The sequence below is a fragment of the Haloferax sp. Q22 genome, assembly GCF_001482285.1.
GTDB lineage: Archaea > Halobacteriota > Halobacteria > Halobacteriales > Haloferacaceae > Haloferax.
The window spans coordinates 1-18302 of record NZ_LOEP01000034.1 but is presented as its reverse complement, the minus strand read 5'-3'; the positions used below and the strand labels follow the sequence as shown (position 1 = coordinate 18302).

The following is an 18302-nucleotide window of genomic DNA, read 5'->3' as shown; positions in this document are numbered from 1 at the left end:
CTCGAGACTACACACTCGATTCGAGGACTAAACCACGACGAGACGGCCGGTGGCCGTGGATTTATGCTCGCGAGTTCCTACTAGCCCCGATGTGGACTCCCCGTTCGAGACGCTCGGTATCGACCCGGACGCAGACGAGGACGAACTCGTCGACGCGTACCGTCGGCGGGTGAAGTCGGCCCACCCGGACCACGGCGGGTCGGCCGAAGAATTTCAGGCTGTTCGAACGGCCTACGAGGCGATTCGCGCCGGCTACGAGCCCGGCGACGAACTCGAACCCGTCGAGACGGACAGCCGTCGCCCGGCCGACGAGGGGGCGAGCGCAAACGGACAGCACGACGCCGGTACCGCCCGAAACGGACGGGCAGAAAACGGGACCGGCGGTTCGGGTTCCGATTCCGGTGCCGGTTCCGGTCCCGACTCGGAGCCTGAGGCCGAACGGCGGGGAGCGCGGGTCGAGTTCCTCGACTACGACGTGCTCACCGACCGCGGCTGGTCGCTCGCCGACGACGACCTCTTCGAGAAGGCCGCCGAAAGCGGCCTCGACGGCGACACCTACGGCGAGGTGTTCGTCGAGCCGCGGACCAACCTCCTGAAGGCGGCCGAGGACGCGGGCCACAGTTGGCCCTTCGCCTGCCGCGGCGGTGCCTGCGCGAACTGCGCGGTGGCGGTCGTCGAGGGCGACGTGAAGATGCCTTCGAACCACATCCTCTCGGAGGAGATGCTGGAACAGGGCGTCCGGCTGTCGTGTATCAGCCTCCCGGTGACCGACGACCTGCAGGTCGTCTACAACATCGAACACCTCCCCGGCCTCGACGAGCTTCGGCTCCCCCCGCAGCACGCCCGGAAGATGAGCGCCGGCGACTGACCGGAAACCGGCGGCCGGCCTGTCCGAGGTGCGGCCCGGCGGGGTCTTGGGGTTGTGCGTCACCCGCGCCCCAACGCGGCCGAATTAAGCTTCGATAGCGACCCTACAACGATATGAAAGGAACGCCGACGCGAAGAGACGTCCTTCGGCTCGCGGGCGCGGGCACCGTGGCGGGAACGGTCGGGCTGGCGGGATGTCTCGGCGGAAGCGGCGGCGGAAGTGTCGATGCCGGCGGTGACCCGACGACGACCGGAGACGGGACGGCTGGTGCGTCGGACGGCGACGGCGCGTGGCGGACGGCCGAACTCACCGACGTGCGCACCGGCGAGACGTTCACTATCGAGGGCCTCCTCGACCGACCGGTTCTCCTGGAGACGTTCGCGGTGTGGTGTTCGAACTGCCTGCGCCAACAGCGCGAGCTAATCGAGTTCCACGAGACCGTCGGCGACGACGTGCTGACGGTCGCGCTCGACATCGACCCCAACGAGGACGCCGAGAAGGTCAGGAAACACGCGGAGGACCACAGCTTCGACTGGCGCTACGCCGTCTCGCCCGAGCCGGTCACGAGGAGCCTCACCGCCGAGTTCGGCTCGTCGATGGCGAGCGCGCCGGTCGTTCCGATGGTCAGGCTCTGTCCCGACGGGAGCGCGACGCGGCTCAAAGACGGCCACAAGACGACCGCGTTCCTCCGCGAGCGGGTCGGCGAGTGCTGACCGACCTCGCGCCGCGGCTGTTCGAACTGTTCGTCCTCGGCGTCGGAACCCCGCTCACCGCCGCCTGCGCCCTCCCGCTGTACCCCGGTTTCCTCGCGTACCTCGCGCGACAGAGTTCGCGTGCGAGCGGGGAGTCGTCCTCACCGGCCGGCGCGACCGGCGATGGACGCGGCGGGGTAAGAAACGGCGGAGGCGACGGCGACGAACGAGACGGCAGCCTCCCGATAGCCGTCCTCGGCGGCCTCGTCACCGCCGGCGCGGTATCGTTCATGCTCGTCGTCGGCGTCGTGTTCTCGCTCCTCCTCGAAGTGTCGCTCACGACGGTCGTCGAGGTGGTCTCGCCGGCGGCCTTCGTCGTTCTCTTCGTCGTGAGCCTCGCGCTCCTCTTCGACGCGAAGGTGTTCGCGCGGCTCCCCACTATCGAGCCGCCGGAGACACGTCACCCGGCGCTGTCGGCGTTCGCCTACGGCTTTTTCTTCGGCGCAATCGTCCTCCCCTGCAACCCCGGCTTCATCGCCCTGTTCTTCGCACGCGTCCCCGTGCTGTTCGACACCGCCGCCGAGAGCCTCCTCGGGTTCCTCGCGTTCGGCCTCGGTATCGGCGCGCCACTCCTCGTCTTCGCTCTCGTCTCGGAGCGGTACAGCCGACGGGCGACCCGGTGGTTCGCCCGTCACACGACCGCCATCAACCGCGTCACCGGCGCGGTCATGCTGGTCGTCAGCGTCTACTATCTGCTCGTCGTCTTCGACGTGCTCGGCGTCGCGCCCGTCATCGAATCGCTCCTCGACGCGGTCGTCTGAGCCGGACCCCGCAAGCAGACCTCCGCGAGCGTCGGACCCGCAGAAGTGCCTATGACCGTCGGTCCCCTCTGTCTAGGGAAGCACCCGATGAACACCGACCAGCGAGCCGACCGGTACCGGACGGTCGTCGCCGCCCGCCTCGAACGCCTCTCGACACGGGCGCGGCTGGCCGTCGTCGCCGACCTCTGGGCCGCCCGCGGCTTCGAGACGCGCGTCGAGGCGGGGGTCGTCCGCGCCGAGCGCCGCGGCCGGTCGGTGCGGCTTCGTCCCGTCAGCGGGCGTCGGTCGGAAGCGTCGGCGACGGCCGAACGAGAGGCGGACGCGGACACTGACGCACCTCCTGTGAAACATCTCGCTATCGACGACATCACCGAGGCGCTCCTGTACGCCCTCGACCGGCCGGACGCCGACGCGGTCTGTCGCCGCCAGTTCGGCGCGCCGCTGGACGACCTCCGCCCGCCGCTTCGGATGCGCGCCCGGCGGGGAACCCGACGGTTCGGCAACCGGGTCGCCGGGGCCGGCCGCGACGCCGCTCGCGGACTCACTGCGCTCGTCGTCGTCGTCGCCGTCGTGAGCGGGGCGGCCGTCGCGCTCGACCTCGTGTCGTCGCCGCTCGACGGGGCGATGCAGTCCGCCGGCGTCGGGACGGGCAGTCCCGGGGAGTCGGGGGTACCGACGGCCACACCCGAACGCGGCGACGTGGCGGCGGAGGAACCGTCGGAAACCGCGACGACCGAGAGCGCCTCCGAGTCGGAAACACAGAACACCGGCGCGCCGAGCCTCGGGGACGGCCAGCGCTCCGGACCGGTCGACCCCGTCGAACCCGGCGAATTGGAGCACGTCCCGGGCGTCGGGCCAGACGGGATCGAGAACCTGACCGCGCTCAGCGCCGCCCACGAGCGCGTACTGGCCGAGGAGTCCTACACGCTGTGGGTCGATATCTACCGACCCGAGGGCGCGGACCCGAACTCGACGCGGACCCAGTACGACACCGATATCGCCGTCGCCGGCGACCGGTACGTCATCACTGAGACCGTCGAATCGGGGCGCGAGCAGACCCGACTGAGAACAGTCTACTACGACGGCGACGCGTGGTACGTCGCCGAGACCGAAGACGGGGTCGAGCGGACCCGGAGAGTCGTCGGCAACGCCACCGCGCCGCCGGTGCAGTTCGAGCCGCGTGGGTTAAACCGTGGACTCGTCCGCCAGTATCTCGACACGCGGGCGTCGAACGTGACCGGAAAAGTGACCGACGGGAACGTCACGTACTACCGAATCGAGGGGAGCCAACGCCCGGCCATCGGCGGCGTCGAACCGGTCCAGGACTACCAGTTCGTCGCCCACGTGGACGAGCGGGGGTTCGTCGCCGACGCGACGGCGACCTACGCGCTCATCTCGGATGAGGGATTCTACTGGGTGCGCTTCGAGTGGACCTACGGCCGCGTCGGCGAGACGACCGCGACGCCCCCGGCGTGGGTCGAGGGCGTCGAAAACGGGACGGAATCGGGGACGACGACGGCCGACAGCAACAGCCCCCCGTCGCTTCGGACACCAGCCTGACCCGCGGTGATTTCCCGGCGGGATGCCTCGATGACGACTTTTATGCGCGTCCTCCGCCGACCCCCGCTATGGCAATCGAGTCGGGAGACCGAGTCGCGCTCGCGTACGTCGGACGCTTCGAAGATGGGACCGTCTTCAACACCTCGCGGTACGAGGTCGCAGTCGAACACGGCCTGTACGAGGCCCAAGAGAAGGACCGCGACGACTACGCCCCCCAGACGTTCGTCGTCGGCGCGGGGCAGATAATTCCGGGGCTCGACGAGGCCGTCGTCGGGATGTCGGCGGGCGAGGAGGCCACCGTGACCGTCTCACCGGCGGACGCCTACGGCGAGTTCGACCCCGACCGGATTCAGACCTACGACCCCGAGACGTTCGAGGGGATGGTCGGCGAAGAGCCCGAGGTCGGCCTGCACGTCCACGCCGAAAACGGCCTCCACGGCGACGTTACCGCCGTCCGCGACGACGAGGTCGAAGTCGACTTCAACCACGAACTCGCGGGGAAGACGCTCGTCTTCGACATCGAAATCGTCGCCGTCCAGTAGGCGCTTGCGGGCGGTCGCGGCCGGTCGGCGCAGTTGTGACGACCCGAGAGAACAGAACTGAGCGTCAAGAAGGAGCGTCGAGTCGCGCTACAGCGAGTGCTTCGGGACGATTTCGGGGTCGGGCGTGTAGTTGACCGCGGCCTCGACGCGGAACACGTCGGCGAGGAGTTCCTCGGTGACGACCTCGCGCGGCGGGCCCCAGTCGTACAGTTCGCCGTCCTGCATGGCGACGAGGTAGTCGGCGAACCGCGCCGCCTGCGCGATGTCGTGGAGGACGACCGCGACCGTCACGCCGCGTTCCTCGTTGAGTTGGCGGACCGTCTCCAGCACGCGGAGCTGGTGGTGCAAGTCGAGGTACGTCGTCGGTTCGTCGAGGAGGAGCACGTCGGTATCCTGTGCAAGCACCATCGCAATCCACGCGAGTTGACTCTGGCCGCCGGAGAGGTTGCCGATCTGCTTGTCGCGGATGTGTTCGACACCGGCGAGGTCGATAGCGCGCTCGACCGCCTCGTGGTCGTCCTCGTTGACCTGCTCGAAGAAGCTCCGGTGGGGGTACCGGCCGTGGTAGACGAGGTCCTCGACGGTGAGCGACGTGGGCGAGTCGTGCTGCTGGGAGAGCAGTCCCAGTTCGCGCGCGAACGCCTTGTCGTCGTACTCGGTGATGGATTTCCCGTCGAGATAGACGTTTCCGGTGTCGGGCGAGAGCTGTTTGGCGAGCGATTTCAGGAGCGTGCTCTTGCCGGAGCCGTTCGGCCCGACGAGCGCCGTGATTTCGCCGCGCGGGATATCGATTCGCTCGCACTCGACAACCGGTTCCTCGCTCGTCGGATACGAGAGTTCGAGCGCGTCGCCGGTGAGCGCGCTCTCGCGTGCCGAGCCGTCTTCGACGCCTGTGTGTTCGTCCGCGGTCGCGTCTGCTTCACCGTGTTGTGCCATCTGTTGGGGGTCTCTTGATTGCGGTTTCGACATCACACTTCACCAATGTTCTGCTGTTTGCGCATGAGGTAGAGGAAGTACGGCCCGCCGACGAGGCCCGTGACGACGCCGACCGGGAGCTGAACCGGGTTGAGTGCAAGGCGTGCGCCCACGTCGGCGGCGACCATCAGCGCCGGGCCGGCGAACAGACAGCCGACGACGAGGCGTTTGTAGTCGCTCCCGACCACGTTCCGCACGAGGTGCGGGACGACGAGGCCAACGAAGCCGACGATACCGGCGACGGCGATGCTCGCGGCGGCCGCGAGAACCGCGACGCCCGAGAGGGCGAATCGGACCTTCTCGATGGACATCCCGAGCGAACGGGCGGTCTGTTCGCCCAGAAGCAGGACGTTGAGCTGTCGGGAGCTTCCGAGCGCGAGGCCGATCGCGATAATCGACCACGGGAGGGCCATGCGAACCTGCTCCCAGTCGGTGCCGGTGAGCGACCCGGTCGTCCACGCGATGGCGGACTGGACGACGCCGATGTCGTCGACGAAGAAGAACAGCCCCGTCTGGAGGCTCTGGAAGACGGTGCCGACGATGACGCCCGCGAGGACGAGTCTGACCGGCGAGGTACCGTTCTTCCACGCGATGAGGTAGACGAGGACGAACGCGAACATCCCGCCGAGCGCCGCCAGAAGCGGGAGGTACGCCGCGAGCCCCGAGAAGACGACGAGCGTGAGGAGGATGAGCAGTCCGGCCCCCGACGAGACGCCGAGGATGAACGGGCTGGCCAGTTCGTTCCGGGTGACCGCCTGGAAAATCGCGCCCGAGATTGCGAGGTTCGCGCCGACGAGAGCAGCGACGAACACCCGCGGGAGTCGGATGTTCCAGACGATGAGCGTCCGCCGACTGAGGTCTGGGAGCTCGCCGCCGAGGAGGAACACCTGCCAGACCTGCGGGTCGAAGATGACCGCGGGGTCGAAGACGGCGCGCCACGCCTCGCCGATGGTCATCGAGAACGCGCCGAAGCTGACCTGTATGAGGCCGCCGACCACGACCACCACGAGGCTGGCGAGACAAAGCGACACGAGCGAGCCGTCGATCCAGCCGAACAGCCGGTTCAGCACCGACCCCGAGGACTGTTCTGTCGGCGTCGTTCCGCTCACTGCTCGACACCTCCGAGTTCGCGTCCGTCGAGGTAGTCCGCGAGCACCTCGTCAGAGAGCGCGTCGAGGACGCGTTCGGTGCCGATTACCTCGACGAGTCGCCGGATGCCGCGGAGTTCGGCGGTCTCGACCTCGTGGTCGGTCCGACGGGTGTCGAACGCTCGGTCGATGTAGGACTCGCGGAGTTCCGCGAGACGCTCGTCGTCGAGGTCGGCGTCGGCCGGCACCTCGCTTTCGAACCACTCGCGCCAGCGGTCCCGGTCGCCCCACTCACCTTGGAACTCGGTGTCGGCGCGGAGCCAGTCGTAGTGGGCCGCGAGGTCGCCGGGGAAGCCGCGTTCGCGCCGGCGGTCCTCGATGAGACACCGGGCGACGTGGCCGCCCTGTCCGGCGGCGATGCCGACCTGCGCGTTCCGGTCGCCCGAGGGCGCGGCGACGTACAGTCCCTCGACCGGGGTCCGCCCGTCGTCGTCGGCGTAGTCGGAATCGAAGTGCTCGTGGACCTCGCCGTGGTGGTCGTGTTCCTCGAACATCGCGTCGTCGTCGTCGAGGCCGCGGAGGTAGTCGCCGTCGTACCACGCGGCGGCGACGACGTAGTCGGCTTCGACCCGGCGACTGTCCTGCGTGTGGACGACGAACCGCCGGGTGTCGGCGTCGAACGCGTCCGGCTCGCTCTCTCTCGCGTCCGTCCCCTCATCGTCGCCCAGTCGCTCGACCGAGACGACCATGTCCGCGACGTAGTCCGCGCCGACTTCCGCGACGTGTTCGTGCATGAGCGCGGTGAACGTGTCGACGCCGATGCCGGCGGGGAAGCCGAGGTAGTTTTTGAGGTACGCACACCGACGGAAGGCGGCGTTCCCCCGGTCGAAAACGACGGTTTCGAGGCCGTATCGCGCGGTGAAGACGGCCGCGGCGCACCCGGAAGGACCGCCGCCAACGACGACCACGTCCGTCGAATCGGGTTCGGTGCCTTGGTCGGTCACGGCTCAGACAGCCCCCGTGAGAACAGCCCGTCGAAACGCGTGGTCGAAGTCGGCTCCGTCTTCGTTCATACGTTTTAGGCGTCCCTAATACAATAAACCACTTTCGGATTTTAGGTACTCCTAAATCCACCGACACGCTGAGAACGGCCCGCAAAGAGGCTGGCTCACGCGAATCAGCGGTAACGGCGTCCGAGAGAAAGGCCGGCGGACTGCCGGACGAACGCGGCCCAGCGTGTCCGAAATCCCCTCAGCCGAGGAGGTACCGGAGCTTGGGCCGCTGGCGAACGAACTTCAGTTCTTCGAGGTACGCGTCGAGGCCGAGGATGCGGCCCGCCGCGAGCGCGCCGACCACGAGGAACATCACGAGCCCCAGCAGGTCGCCGTTGACCAGCCCGTGACCCCAGTCGGCGTTCCCGAGGTAGAAGAACGTCATGAGGAACGTTCCCCCGGCGGCAGCGAGGCGGACGGCAGCCCCGGTGATGAGCGCGAACCCGATGAGCGTCTCGCCCAGCGGAACCATGAAGTTCGTGAACTCGAGCATCAGCGGCGTCTGGCCGACCCACGCGAGGAATGCGTGGACCGGACCGGGCGCGCCGGCGGTGCCGTTCACGAGCCAGCCGCCCGCGTTAAACGGCTCGGCGGCGAGGTACTTCGTCACCCCCGCGTGGAGGAACCAGTACCCCGTGACCAGCCGGGCGAACACGAGGACGTAGCCGGTGACGCCCTCGGCGTAGTCGAACTCCATCCGGTTCCCCAGCATCTCGATCTCGCCGGTTGCGGCCATCGTCTGTCACCTCACATGTGAAGCGTGGACCGACGGGAGATTATAAACCCGGACCGATTTTCGAATCCTCGGAATCTGGAAATCGGCGGACCGTCCACGTCGATTCGAACCGGTTCCCTCGGCGGGCACGAACGCGAAGATGCGTCTCGACCTGTCGTCGCCGGTCCCACCGGTCCCGCCGGCCGCACGGCCGACGACCCGACCCGAGAGGCGGGGGTGACCGGACTCCCGCCGCACCTCACTCGGGTGCGATGACGACCCCATCGTCGTCGGCGTGATCCATCGCCACCTCGTGTCGCGTGTGGCGGGCGTGGGTGCGGGCCCACCGGCGGGCGCTGGCCTCGGAGAGGAACTGCTCGCCGTCGGGACACTGTCGGCAGCTAACGACCCACGGCGAGACGTCGTCCGGGAAGTGGCCGGTGTGGCGACGGTGGTCGAGCGCGAACTGCTCGACCGACTGATTGCCGAGCTGTAGCTCGTCCAGTTCGTACGAGAGGTCCCACTCCTCGCCGCACCGCGAACACGAGACGGTCGGCGTGTCGTCTATCGGGGCCGTCGGGGAGTGCGTGCGAAAGTCGTCGTCGCTCGGTGGAGACACAGGCGGGGTTGGGACCGCGGCCTCTTGTAACCGTCTGCCCCCGAAGTGAAAGACAATTTATTGATATATTTTCAGGAATCGGCCGGACGAGGCTCCCGGTCGCCGAGCCTCACTCCGCGTTCGACGCCCAGTCTCTGACCAGCGCGACGGCGAAAACCGTCAGAAGAGCAGCTATGCCGGCGTTTCGTGCGAAATCGCCGGTGTCGCCGGCGGCGAGTCGGACGACGCCGAGCGCGAGGAGGAGTCCGATGACGAGCGCGAACAGGACGGCCGCCCACGACCGCGCGTGCATGGTCGAGGGTAGCGGGTCGCCGGGGAAAACCATTCAGGTCGGCGCATCGAACCGGCTTCTCGGTCGTGACACCCGGTTCCCCGCACCGTCTGGGTCGGGCGCGTCTCGGATTCAGGCGCTCGCGTCGTAGCCCGCGTCTTCGACGGCCGCGACGAGGGCGTCGGTGTCGGCGTCGCCCTCGACGGTCGCGCGCTCCGTCTCGCGGTCGGCGGTCGCGTCATCGACGCCGTCGACGCCGGCGAGGGCGTCGGCGACGCGCTGTTCGCAGTGTTCGCAGGTCATTCCGGTGACGATGAGAGTGGTCGCCATACGGTTCGAGGTAGGTGCTTCTCGATTTAGTGAATTGTCCTTTCGTTGGTTCGGCGACCAGCCGACTCCGACTTTCGAATCGAAAGCCGAACGCGAGGAACACCTATGACATCGTGGCCCCTACCGGAGCGCATGCGCGCGCTCGACGAAACCGATCTCCACATCCTCGAACTTCTCGCCGAAGACGCCCGCCGACCGTTCAGCGACATCTCCGCCGAAGTCGGCCTCTCCGCGCCGGCGGTCTCCGACCGCATTGACCGTCTCCGCGAGGAGGGCATCATCCGCCGCTTCACCGTCGACCTCGACCAGTCGACGCTGTCGGGCGGGACGCCCGTCCTCGTCAGGCTGACCGTCCGCCCGGAGTTCGTCGACGAGGTCCGCGACGCCCTCCGCGGGGCCGACCCGGTCCAACACCTGTTCGTCGCGGCCGACGGCGAGGTGACGGCCCACGCCCGACTCGACGGGAGTTCCGTCCGCGCCCAGTTGGACGACCTCGTGGACCTCTCGCGGGTTCGCGACTACGAGGTGAGCCTCGTGGAGTCCGCCGAGTGGACGCCGACGGTCAACGGAACCGGGTTCGCCCTCGAATGCGCCGAGTGCGGCAACACGGTGACGAGTGAGGGCGAAAGCGCCCGCATCGGCGGGACGCTCTACCACTTCTGCTGTTCGTCCTGTCTCGGCCGGTTCGAAGACCGATACGACCGCCTCGAAGCCGGCGCGAACGACGACTGAGCGGGCCGAGAGGCCGATGACCGAGCGGCGCGGCCACCGGTTTCGAATCGAAAGTTCGACCCCGCGGTGACGTTCGGTTCTGAAGGGGAAATCGAGGTAAGAGAGGGGCACGTACGTACAGGTAAGATGAGTAGCCGAACGGCCCACTTAGACATCCGCGGGATGAGTTGCGCGAACTGCTCGCGCACCGTCGGCGAGGCGTTGGAGGCGCTCGACGGCGTGACGAGCGCCAGCGTCAACTTCGCCACCGACGAGGGCTCCGTGGAGTACGACCCCGAGGAGGTATCGCTCGGCGAGATATACGATGCCATCGAGGGCGCCGGCTACGAGGCGCTCTCGGAGACCCGGACCATCGGCATCACCGGGATGAGCTGTGCGAACTGCGCCGACGCGAACCGGAAGTCGCTGGAGTCGGTGCCGGGCGTCGTCGCCGCCGAGGTCAACTTCGCCACCGACGAGGCGCACGTCACCTTCAACCCCGCCGACGCGAGCCTCGACGACATGTACCGGGCGGTCGAGGAGGCCGGCTACACGCCCGTCCGCGAAGACGACGACGGCGAGGAATCCGTTGAGGACGCCCGTGACGCCGCCCGCAACGACGAGATTCGCCGACAGAAGCGCCTGACGTTGTTCGGCGCGGCGCTGTCGCTCCCGCTCCTTGCGATGCTCGCGGTCGAACTGTTCGGCGGTGGCCTCCCCGAGACGATTCCCGGCACGGGCATCCCCGTCGGCTGGATTGGCTTCGCGTTCGCCACGCCGGTGCAGGTCTACCTCGGCCGCGAGTTCTACGAGAACTCCTACACTGCGCTCGTTCGGAACCGCACTGCCAACATGGACGTGCTCATCGCCATGGGGTCGTCCACGGCGTACCTCTACTCTGTCGCCGTCCTCGTCGGCCTCCTCGCCGGCAGTCTCTACTTCGACACCGCCGCGCTCATCTTGGTGTTCATCACGCTCGGGAACTACCTCGAAGCGCGCTCGAAGGGACAGGCCTCCGAGGCGCTCCGGACGCTCCTCGAACTCGAAGCCGACACCGCGACGCTCGTCGACGACGACGGAACCGAACGCGAGGTCCCCCTCGACGAGGTCGAGGTCGGCGACCGCATGAAGGTCCGTCCCGGCGAGAAGATTCCGACCGACGGCGTCGTCGTCGACGGCGACTCCGCGGTCGACGAGTCGATGGTCACGGGCGAGTCCGTCCCCGTCTCGAAGGCCGAAGGCGACGAGGTCGTCGGCTCGACGGTGAACCAAAACGGCGTCCTCGTGGTCGAAGCGACCAAGGTCGGCTCCGAGACGGCAATCCAACAAATCGTCTCGCTCGTCAAGGAGGCCCAGGGCCGCCAGCCCGAGATTCAGAACCTCGCCGACCGCATCTCGGCGTACTTCGTGCCCGCGGTCATCGCCAACGCCCTCCTGTGGGGCGTCGTCTGGTTCCTCTTCCCCGAGGCGCTCGCCGGGTTCATCCGGTCGCTCCCCGTCTGGGGGCTCGTCGCGGGCGGTCCCGTCGCCGCGGGCGGCGCGGTCTCGACGTTCGAGTTCGCCGTCGTCGTCTTCGCCTCGGCCGTGCTCATCGCCTGCCCCTGTGCGCTCGGCCTCGCCACCCCGGCCGCGACGATGGTCGGGACGGCAATCGGCGCGCGCAACGGCGTCCTGTTCAAGGGCGGCGACGTGCTTGAACGCGTCAAAGACGTGGAAACCGTCGTCTTCGACAAGACCGGCACGCTCACCAAAGGCAAGATGACGCTGACCGACGTGGTCGCCGTCGGCCCTGCCGCCGACGGTTCGGGCGTCGTCACCGCCGACGACGAGACGCTCGACGAAGACGCGGTGCTCCGGTACGCCGCGTCGGCCGAGCGCAACAGCGAACACCCGCTGGCCCGCGCCATCGTATCCGGCGCGGAGGACCGCGGTCTCGACCTCGCCGACCCGGAAGACTTCGAGAACGTCCCCGGTCACGGGATTCGCGCGACCGTCGACGGGAAGCCCGTCCTCGTCGGTAACCGCAAACTTCTCTCGGACGCGGGCGTCGACCCCGCGCCCGCCGAGGACGCGCTTCGCGACCTCGAAAGCGAGGGGAAGACCGCGATGCTCGTCGCGGTCGACGGCGACCTCGCGGGCGTCGTCGCCGACGCGGACGAAATCAAGGAGTCGGCCGCCGAGGCCGTCGCCGCGCTCCGCGACCGCGGCGCGACCGTCCACATGATCACCGGCGACAACGAGCGGACCGCCCGCGCCGTCGCCGAACAGGTCGGCATCGACCCCGAGAACGTCAGCGCCGGCGTCCTCCCCGAGGACAAGGCCGACGCCGTCGAGTCCCTGCAGGCCGACGGGACGAGAGCCATGATGGTCGGCGACGGCGTCAACGACGCGCCCGCGCTCGCCGCCGCATACGTCGGCACGGCGCTCGGCTCCGGCACCGACGTGGCTATCGAGGCCGCCGACGTGACGCTCATGCGCGACGACCCGCTCGACGTGGTGAAGGCCATCCGCATCTCCGCCGGGACGCTCGCGAAAATCAAACAGAACCTGTTCTGGGCGCTCGGCTACAACACCGCGATGATTCCGCTCGCGTCGCTCGGCCTCCTCCAGCCGGTGTTCGCCGCGGGCGCGATGGCGCTGTCGTCGGTGTCCGTCCTCACGAACAGCCTCCTGTTCCGGACCTACACGCCGGACCACGACTACCGCTTCCTCGACTTCCTCCGGCGGTAGTCGGCCGGTTCCGGGTCGCCCCCGGTCGGCGCTCACCGAGAACGCCGTCTCGTTTTTCTCCTTGCGCAGCGACTCTCTCCGGTAATGACTCGTCGAATCACCGCGCTGATGGAGTCGTGGCTGCCGGTCGCCGTCGGTGCGTTCCTCGTCCTCGTCGGCCTCGGGACGCTCGTGGGTGCTCCGTGGCGCTACGCCGCCGCCGAGTCGGTCGTCGCGGTCGCGGCGCTCCAGATACTCGGGTCGCTGTCGACGGTCGTCATCGGTGCCGGAGTCGCGTGGCTCGGTGCGAGCGGGGTGCGCGAAAAACGGTGACGGACGGCGGACGAGGCGTTCAGTACCGCGACGGGAGGAACGCCATGCCGATGAGGAGAACGACCGTGGTGAACGAGACGATGGCGACGCCCCAGAGACCGTTTTCGGTCTCGTGGAAGTGCTCGATTTCGGACAGTTGCGCTTGGTAGCTGTCGTAGTTCTGCGTCAGGACGAGCGTCTCGCCGTCCGGGAAGTACGCGAGGTACTGCTGTCCCGAGATGGTCAGGTTCGCTTCGTTATCGACGGTGACGGTGTTCTCCTCGGGGGCGAACCATTCGAGGGTCACGCCGGAGGTCTCGACTGCGTCGACGGTGACAGACTGGTTGTTGTAGTCGAAGGAGTCTCCCTCGGCGACGGTGCGCGTCTCGTTGGCCGGGAAGTACTCGTCGACCGAGACGAGCGTCGAGTCGTTGATGACGACGTAGCGCTCGCCGTTCCGGGTGACGGTCTCGTTATCGGCGTTCGAGTCGGCCTGGAGGATTGCGGTCTCGTTGTACAGCTCGACCAGCGTCGCCTCGGTGGGGTCGGAGACGTTGGCGATTTCGACACGGTAGTCCGTGCCGTCGAGCGTGACGGTGCTCTCGTTGTCCCACGTCTCGGTGAAGCGAGCGGAGTCGTTCACGTAGGTGAGCTCACCGGAGCGGACCAGCGTGGTGCCACCACCGTGACCGCCCGATTCCTCCTCTTCGGTTATCGACGACACTGTGTACGTCTGGTCGCTACCGGGGACGGAGAACTCGTCCCCCTGTGCCAGCGAGTACTCGGGGTTCTCGAAACTGACCGACGGCGTCGATGCAGTCGCGATAAGTGAGTATGCACCGGCACCGATGACCAGGAAGAACACGACGGAGATGACCGCGGCGCGTCGTTGCATGGTTTCGGCATGGGCCACGCGGCGTATAACGATTACTTTTCCTCGGAGCGTGTCACCGCGTCGCGCGACCGCCGGCGGCGACTCCCGCCCCCAATACGACGGTGTAGACGAACAGCCGAAGCTGTGGATTGACAAGGGTTTTTGAAACTATTGGCCGAACCACCCTCCAATGAGATACCGACCAGTCGTTCGACGGTGCCGAACCGGGAGTTGGTCGTGACGCGCGACGACGACCTCGTCACAGAACAGTTGGAACTCGCCGCCGATCGCTTCGACTTCCTCAACGCGTTGGACGGCGCGCACCTCGACAAGCGAGATTTGATCGAGGCGCTCCCGTACTCCCGCTCGACGGTCGACCGCGCGATACGCGACCTGACCGCCGCGGGATTCGTCCTCGACGACGGCGACTACACCACGTCGCTGAAGGGCGGACAGTTCATCTCCCTGTTTCGTTCCACCCGCGCCGCCGCCGCCGACGTGCTCGAACTCGACTCGTTCGTCGCCGGAGCGGCCGCCGACTACCCGCTTCCGGTCGAGGCCGTCGTCGGAGCCGACGAACTGCGGACCGACCCGCGCGTCTCACACCCGTTCGATGCGCTCGGAAACAGGCTCAAAGCGACGAACAACGGGACGTTCGTCCTCCCGTACCTGCCGAGTCAGACGTTCGTCGACCGGTGTACGACCTGGCTCGTCGACGGGCACTCCTGTCGGTTCGTCGTGCCCGACTCAGTCGTCACCGCTATCTGGCGGGCGTACCCGGCGTTTCTCGAAACCGTACAGACCGTCTCGGACTGCGAGCTTCGGGTCGGCGAGGTACCCCCGTTCGCCATCGCGCAGACGACACTCGACGGGACGCCCCACACGATGGTGGTCGCCTACGACGACGATGCGCGCGCGAGCTGCGTCATCGAGAACACGAGCGAGCGCGCCGTGGCGTGGGCCCGGAATCGCGTGCAGTCGATTTGGGAAGCCGCGAACCCGTTCGACCTCAACGGAAACGCCGACGGCGAGACCCCCGGAACCGAAGCGAGTGGCGCGGACGCCAAGGCGGATGGCACGGACGCCATGGCAGACGACGCGAACGCCGAAGCGACGGCGACCGGTCCCAGCGTAACTGACGACCGCGGTGCGAGTGCAACGATTCGCGGCCCGGCGCTCTCCACGGCGCTGCGGTCACAGGGGTTCGTCCGACTCGCTCCGGCGTACTTCGACCGCGTCGGCGCCTCGCCGCCGCTGGCGTGCTGGCGCGCCGGCTTCGACCTCGGAGAGGTCCGCGCCGGTTACGCGCTCGACCGCGAGCGCCCGACCGAAGACGGACGCGAGAACGTGACTGACGACCTGTTCTCCCGGCTCCGCTCGGGAACCGACCACGTCGTGACGGGGCCGCCCGGCGCGGGAAAGAGCACGGTCTGTATGTCCGTCGCGTGCCGGTGGTACGACCACGAACAGGGTATCGTCCTCTACCGGAAGTCCGGCCAGCACGACCCGTTTACCTCCGCGGCGCACCTCGGGTCGTACCTCGCCGAGGCCAGCGGGCACGTCCTCGTCGTCGTCGAGGACGCGACCCGGACCGAGGCGAACAGTATCTTCGAACTCGTCCGCGAGTTCGACGACGACGACCGCGTGACGTTCCTCCTCGACAGTCGGGAAAGCGAGTGGCGCGACGGCTCGCTCCGCGGCACCGCTCGCCTCGAATTCCACCGGACACAGTCGATAGACGTGGTCTCCGTTCCCGTCGTCGACGCCCGCGAGCGAGCCAGACTGGTCGACCACTTCGAGGCGACCGTCGGAGCGAACGTCGATATCGACCCCGAGGAACTCACCCCGAACGAGGGCGGAGACCTCGAGCCAGGAGAGATGTATCTCTTTTTGCATCGACTCGCCCGGCACGCCGAGCCGGCAGCCGGAGAGAACGCCGCCCCGACGAGCCTCCTCGACGACATCGATTCCGTCTACGCCGACCTCGAACGCGTCGACGAGCGACTCGGCGTCGACGTCGGCGTTCTCGTGAACCTTCTGAACGCCTCGGGAATCGGCGTCTCGCCGCCGCTCGCGTACGCACTCACCGAGTCGAAGCGCGACGAATCCGTCGTCGAAGAATCGCTCGACGCCCTCGAACGAACCGTCCTCTACTCCGCATTCGGCGACGACGAGTCCGACGGGGAGCGGGTCCGCGCGGTCCACGAGACGTGGTCCGCTCGCTTCCTCCAGCGGTTGCTTGACCTCGAATCCGAGCGCCGCGCCCGCCGCCGGTTCGAGCGATATCTCGACACGCTCTGCTCGCTCGTCGACGACGACGACGCGCGCCAGACCGTCCAATCGGTGTTCGGCGGGACCGCCGATATCGTTCGCACTATCGAGCGCGACCCCTCGACGTGGGGAGAACGACTCGTCCGCAGCGTGTTCGAACTCGGCATCAACACACCGACGCTCTCCGAGCTGTACGCCGAGACCGACTACTCCGACGTCGGCGTGCCGCGGGCCTGCGACGGCACGCTCCGGCTCGACGTTCGTCGGTGGCGCGCCCGCATGTTCGTCAACGGGGGCGAACTCGAACGCGCCGAGCGAGAGTTCGAGTCGCTCGCGTCGCTCGACGACGAGCGACTCGACGAAGCGGCACTGGTCCGCGCGCGCGCCGACGGCTTTGCCGGACTCTCCGAGGTCGGACGCTACCGCGGTTCGTTCGAGCGCGCCCGCGAATACGCACGAGAGGCACTCGAACGATTCAGTCGAAGCGACGACAATGTGGGCCGTAGCGACGTGTTGAACGCGCTGGGAGGTATCGAAGCACAGACCGACAATCCAGAGGGCGCGAAAGCCTACTACCAGCGAGCGCTCGAGCTCCGCCGCGACCTCGGAGACGATACGAAAGTTGCGAGCACGCTCGCGAACCTCGGACTCGTCGAGGTAACGCTTCGAGAGTTCGAGTCAGCCGCGGCGCACGCCCGCACGAGTCTCCAGATTCGCCGAGAGATTCAGTATCCGTGGGGGGAAGCGCTGAGCCTCGCCGTTCTCAGCCATATCGAACTCGAAAACGGGACGCTCGACGAAGCGGAGCGATACGCCCGACTCGCGCTCGATATCCGCGTCGAAATCGGCGACTCCATCGGCGTCGCGTCAACGTCGAACAACCTCGGGAAGATAGCGTTCGACCGCGGGGCGCTCGACGACGCGCGCAAGCGCTACGAATCGCTTCTCGACGACGTCGAGGACCCGGAGTTCGATTGGATTCGACGGGACGTGTACTACGGCCTCGCCCAAACGCTCTCTGAACTCGGTGAACCGGAGACCGCTATCGAATACGCCGAACGCGCCATCGACCTCCTCGAAGAAAACGAGTCGAAGCGGACCGAACTCCAGACTGTCCGCGCCCGCGCTCTCCTGAACAGCGGCGATCTCGACAACGCGCGAACGGTCGCAGAACGCGCCCACGAACGAGCGCCCGGACTCGGCGACGAGCCGAAGACGCTCGCGAGCGTGACGCTCGGAGACGTGTACGTGCGGTCGGGAGAGACCGATGACGGGATTTCGCTGCTCAGGACTGCAATCGAATCCGCGCCGACGGCAGTTCTCGAAGGTCGGTGTCGTCGACGGTACGCTACGGCACTTTGTGAGACCGGAGACGTTTCGGATGCACTCGCCGAATTACGACGCGCTGCAGCGTGCTTTTCCTCCGTCGGAGCCGGGGTTCGAGCGCGGAAGACCGCACTCGACGCCCTCGAACTTGCACACGAACTGGGCGACGACGACGCGGTCAGCGCACTCGAACAGCGGCTCGTACGATAACGTCGCCAGTCGGTGATTCGATACCAAAACGCGTCGCTCACGGGAGTCGCGTTCGAAGAGAAAAGCCAAGGGCCGGATTTGAACCGGCGGGGGTTCCGCTCTGCAGGCGGATGCGTTGGGCCGAACTCTGCCACCTTGGCGCAGTTACTCGTATCCCTGTCTTGTGCTTAAGCCTGACGGTGTGCGACCTGAGTCGGGCGTTTTCGCTGTCTCGACTGAGGGAGCGGTCGCTGTCTGTGCAGTGCGCGAGCGATTGCCGCTCGCTATAAATGAAAAAAGCCCACTGGACCGAAGTCCAGTGGGCTCTGTATGAGTGGGGGCGGCGAACTGGATTTCCCAGAGGATCGCTCACTCCA

Annotated in this window: 17 protein-coding genes and 1 tRNA gene; 9 read left to right on the top strand and 9 right to left on the bottom strand. The window is 67.5% G+C overall.

Annotated features, from left to right (window positions below; all coding sequences use genetic code 11):
* Positions 1-91: 91 nt before the first annotated feature.
* The 5 genes from fer (at position 92) to AM590_RS16450 (ending at position 4483) form a co-directional block, all read left to right on the top strand.
* Positions 92-868, top strand: coding sequence for a ferredoxin Fer (fer, locus tag AM590_RS16470; RefSeq protein WP_058828407.1), 777 nt, complete (start codon positions 92-94; stop codon positions 866-868).
* 113 nt (positions 869-981) lie between these two features.
* Complete coding sequence (locus AM590_RS16465; RefSeq protein WP_058828406.1) at positions 982-1581, top strand: hypothetical protein; 600 nt, start codon at positions 982-984, stop codon at positions 1579-1581.
* Positions 1575-2381: a cytochrome c biogenesis protein CcdA gene (locus AM590_RS16460; protein WP_157575476.1), complete on the top strand. Its 807-nt coding sequence runs from the start codon at positions 1575-1577 to the stop codon at positions 2379-2381. The genes AM590_RS16465 and AM590_RS16460 overlap by 7 nt, the downstream gene beginning before the upstream one ends.
* A 51-nt stretch (positions 2382-2432) precedes the next feature.
* Entirely contained in the window at positions 2433-3941 is a 1509-nt protein-coding gene (locus AM590_RS16455; RefSeq protein ID WP_253805951.1) for a hypothetical protein, read from the top strand.
* Positions 3942-4009: 68 nt separating this feature from the next.
* Positions 4010-4483 (top strand): peptidylprolyl isomerase, encoded by a 474-nt coding sequence (locus AM590_RS16450; protein WP_058828404.1) that lies wholly within the window; start codon positions 4010-4012, stop codon positions 4481-4483.
* An 87-nt stretch (positions 4484-4570) separates the two neighbouring features.
* Here the strand turns inward: AM590_RS16450 and AM590_RS16445 are convergent, their stop codons facing one another.
* The 7 genes from AM590_RS16445 to AM590_RS16415 all read right to left on the bottom strand — a co-directional run bounded on the left by AM590_RS16445 (position 4571) and on the right by AM590_RS16415 (position 9533).
* Positions 4571-5419 carry an ABC transporter ATP-binding protein gene (locus AM590_RS16445; RefSeq protein ID WP_394329102.1) on the bottom strand — a complete coding sequence of 283 codons (849 nt, stop codon included), beginning with the start codon at positions 5417-5419 and terminating at the stop codon, positions 4571-4573.
* 32 nt (positions 5420-5451) lie between these two features.
* Entirely contained in the window at positions 5452-6567 is a 1116-nt protein-coding gene (locus AM590_RS16440; RefSeq protein ID WP_058828402.1) for an iron ABC transporter permease, read from the bottom strand.
* On the bottom strand, positions 6564-7550 hold the full coding sequence (locus AM590_RS16435) for an FAD-dependent oxidoreductase (RefSeq protein WP_058828401.1): 987 nt from the start codon (positions 7548-7550) through the stop codon (positions 6564-6566). The genes AM590_RS16440 and AM590_RS16435 overlap by 4 nt, the downstream gene beginning before the upstream one ends.
* 247 nt (positions 7551-7797) lie before the next feature.
* Complete coding sequence (locus AM590_RS16430) at positions 7798-8334, bottom strand: DoxX family membrane protein (RefSeq protein WP_058828400.1); 537 nt, start codon at positions 8332-8334, stop codon at positions 7798-7800.
* 238 nt (positions 8335-8572) lie between these two features.
* Positions 8573-8932 carry a hypothetical protein gene (locus AM590_RS16425; RefSeq protein ID WP_058828399.1) on the bottom strand — a complete coding sequence of 120 codons (360 nt, stop codon included), beginning with the start codon at positions 8930-8932 and terminating at the stop codon, positions 8573-8575.
* 109 nt (positions 8933-9041) lie between these two features.
* Positions 9042-9224 (bottom strand): hypothetical protein, encoded by a 183-nt coding sequence (locus tag AM590_RS16420; RefSeq protein ID WP_004976527.1) that lies wholly within the window; start codon positions 9222-9224, stop codon positions 9042-9044.
* Positions 9225-9335: 111 nt separating this feature from the next.
* On the bottom strand, positions 9336-9533 hold the full coding sequence (locus AM590_RS16415; RefSeq protein ID WP_058828398.1) for a heavy-metal-associated domain-containing protein: 198 nt from the start codon (positions 9531-9533) through the stop codon (positions 9336-9338).
* A gap of 132 nt (positions 9534-9665) precedes the next feature.
* Here AM590_RS16415 and AM590_RS16410 point away from each other — a divergent pair, with 132 nt between their 5' ends.
* From AM590_RS16410 to AM590_RS16400, 3 genes are all read left to right on the top strand, one after another.
* A complete protein-coding gene (locus tag AM590_RS16410) occupies positions 9666-10265 on the top strand; it encodes an AsnC family transcriptional regulator (protein WP_058828397.1) in 600 nt (199 codons plus the stop codon).
* A gap of 126 nt (positions 10266-10391) precedes the next feature.
* Entirely contained in the window at positions 10392-12974 is a 2583-nt protein-coding gene (locus AM590_RS16405) for a heavy metal translocating P-type ATPase (protein ID WP_058828396.1), read from the top strand.
* Between the two features lie 84 nt (positions 12975-13058).
* On the top strand, positions 13059-13286 hold the full coding sequence (locus AM590_RS16400) for a hypothetical protein (RefSeq protein ID WP_058828395.1): 228 nt from the start codon (positions 13059-13061) through the stop codon (positions 13284-13286).
* 19 nt (positions 13287-13305) lie between these two features.
* Here AM590_RS16400 and AM590_RS16395 read toward each other — a convergent pair whose 3' ends face one another.
* Positions 13306-14160 carry a hypothetical protein gene (locus AM590_RS16395; RefSeq protein ID WP_058828394.1) on the bottom strand — a complete coding sequence of 285 codons (855 nt, stop codon included), beginning with the start codon at positions 14158-14160 and terminating at the stop codon, positions 13306-13308.
* Between the two features lie 216 nt (positions 14161-14376).
* Here AM590_RS16395 and AM590_RS16390 point away from each other — a divergent pair, with 216 nt between their 5' ends.
* Positions 14377-17946 carry a tetratricopeptide repeat protein gene (locus AM590_RS16390; RefSeq protein ID WP_253805950.1) on the top strand — a complete coding sequence of 1190 codons (3570 nt, stop codon included), beginning with the start codon at positions 14377-14379 and terminating at the stop codon, positions 17944-17946.
* A gap of 63 nt (positions 17947-18009) precedes the next feature.
* Here the strand turns inward: AM590_RS16390 and AM590_RS16385 are convergent.
* Positions 18010-18086: transfer RNA gene (locus AM590_RS16385), tRNA-Cys, on the bottom strand.
* Positions 18087-18302 lie beyond the last annotated feature (216 nt).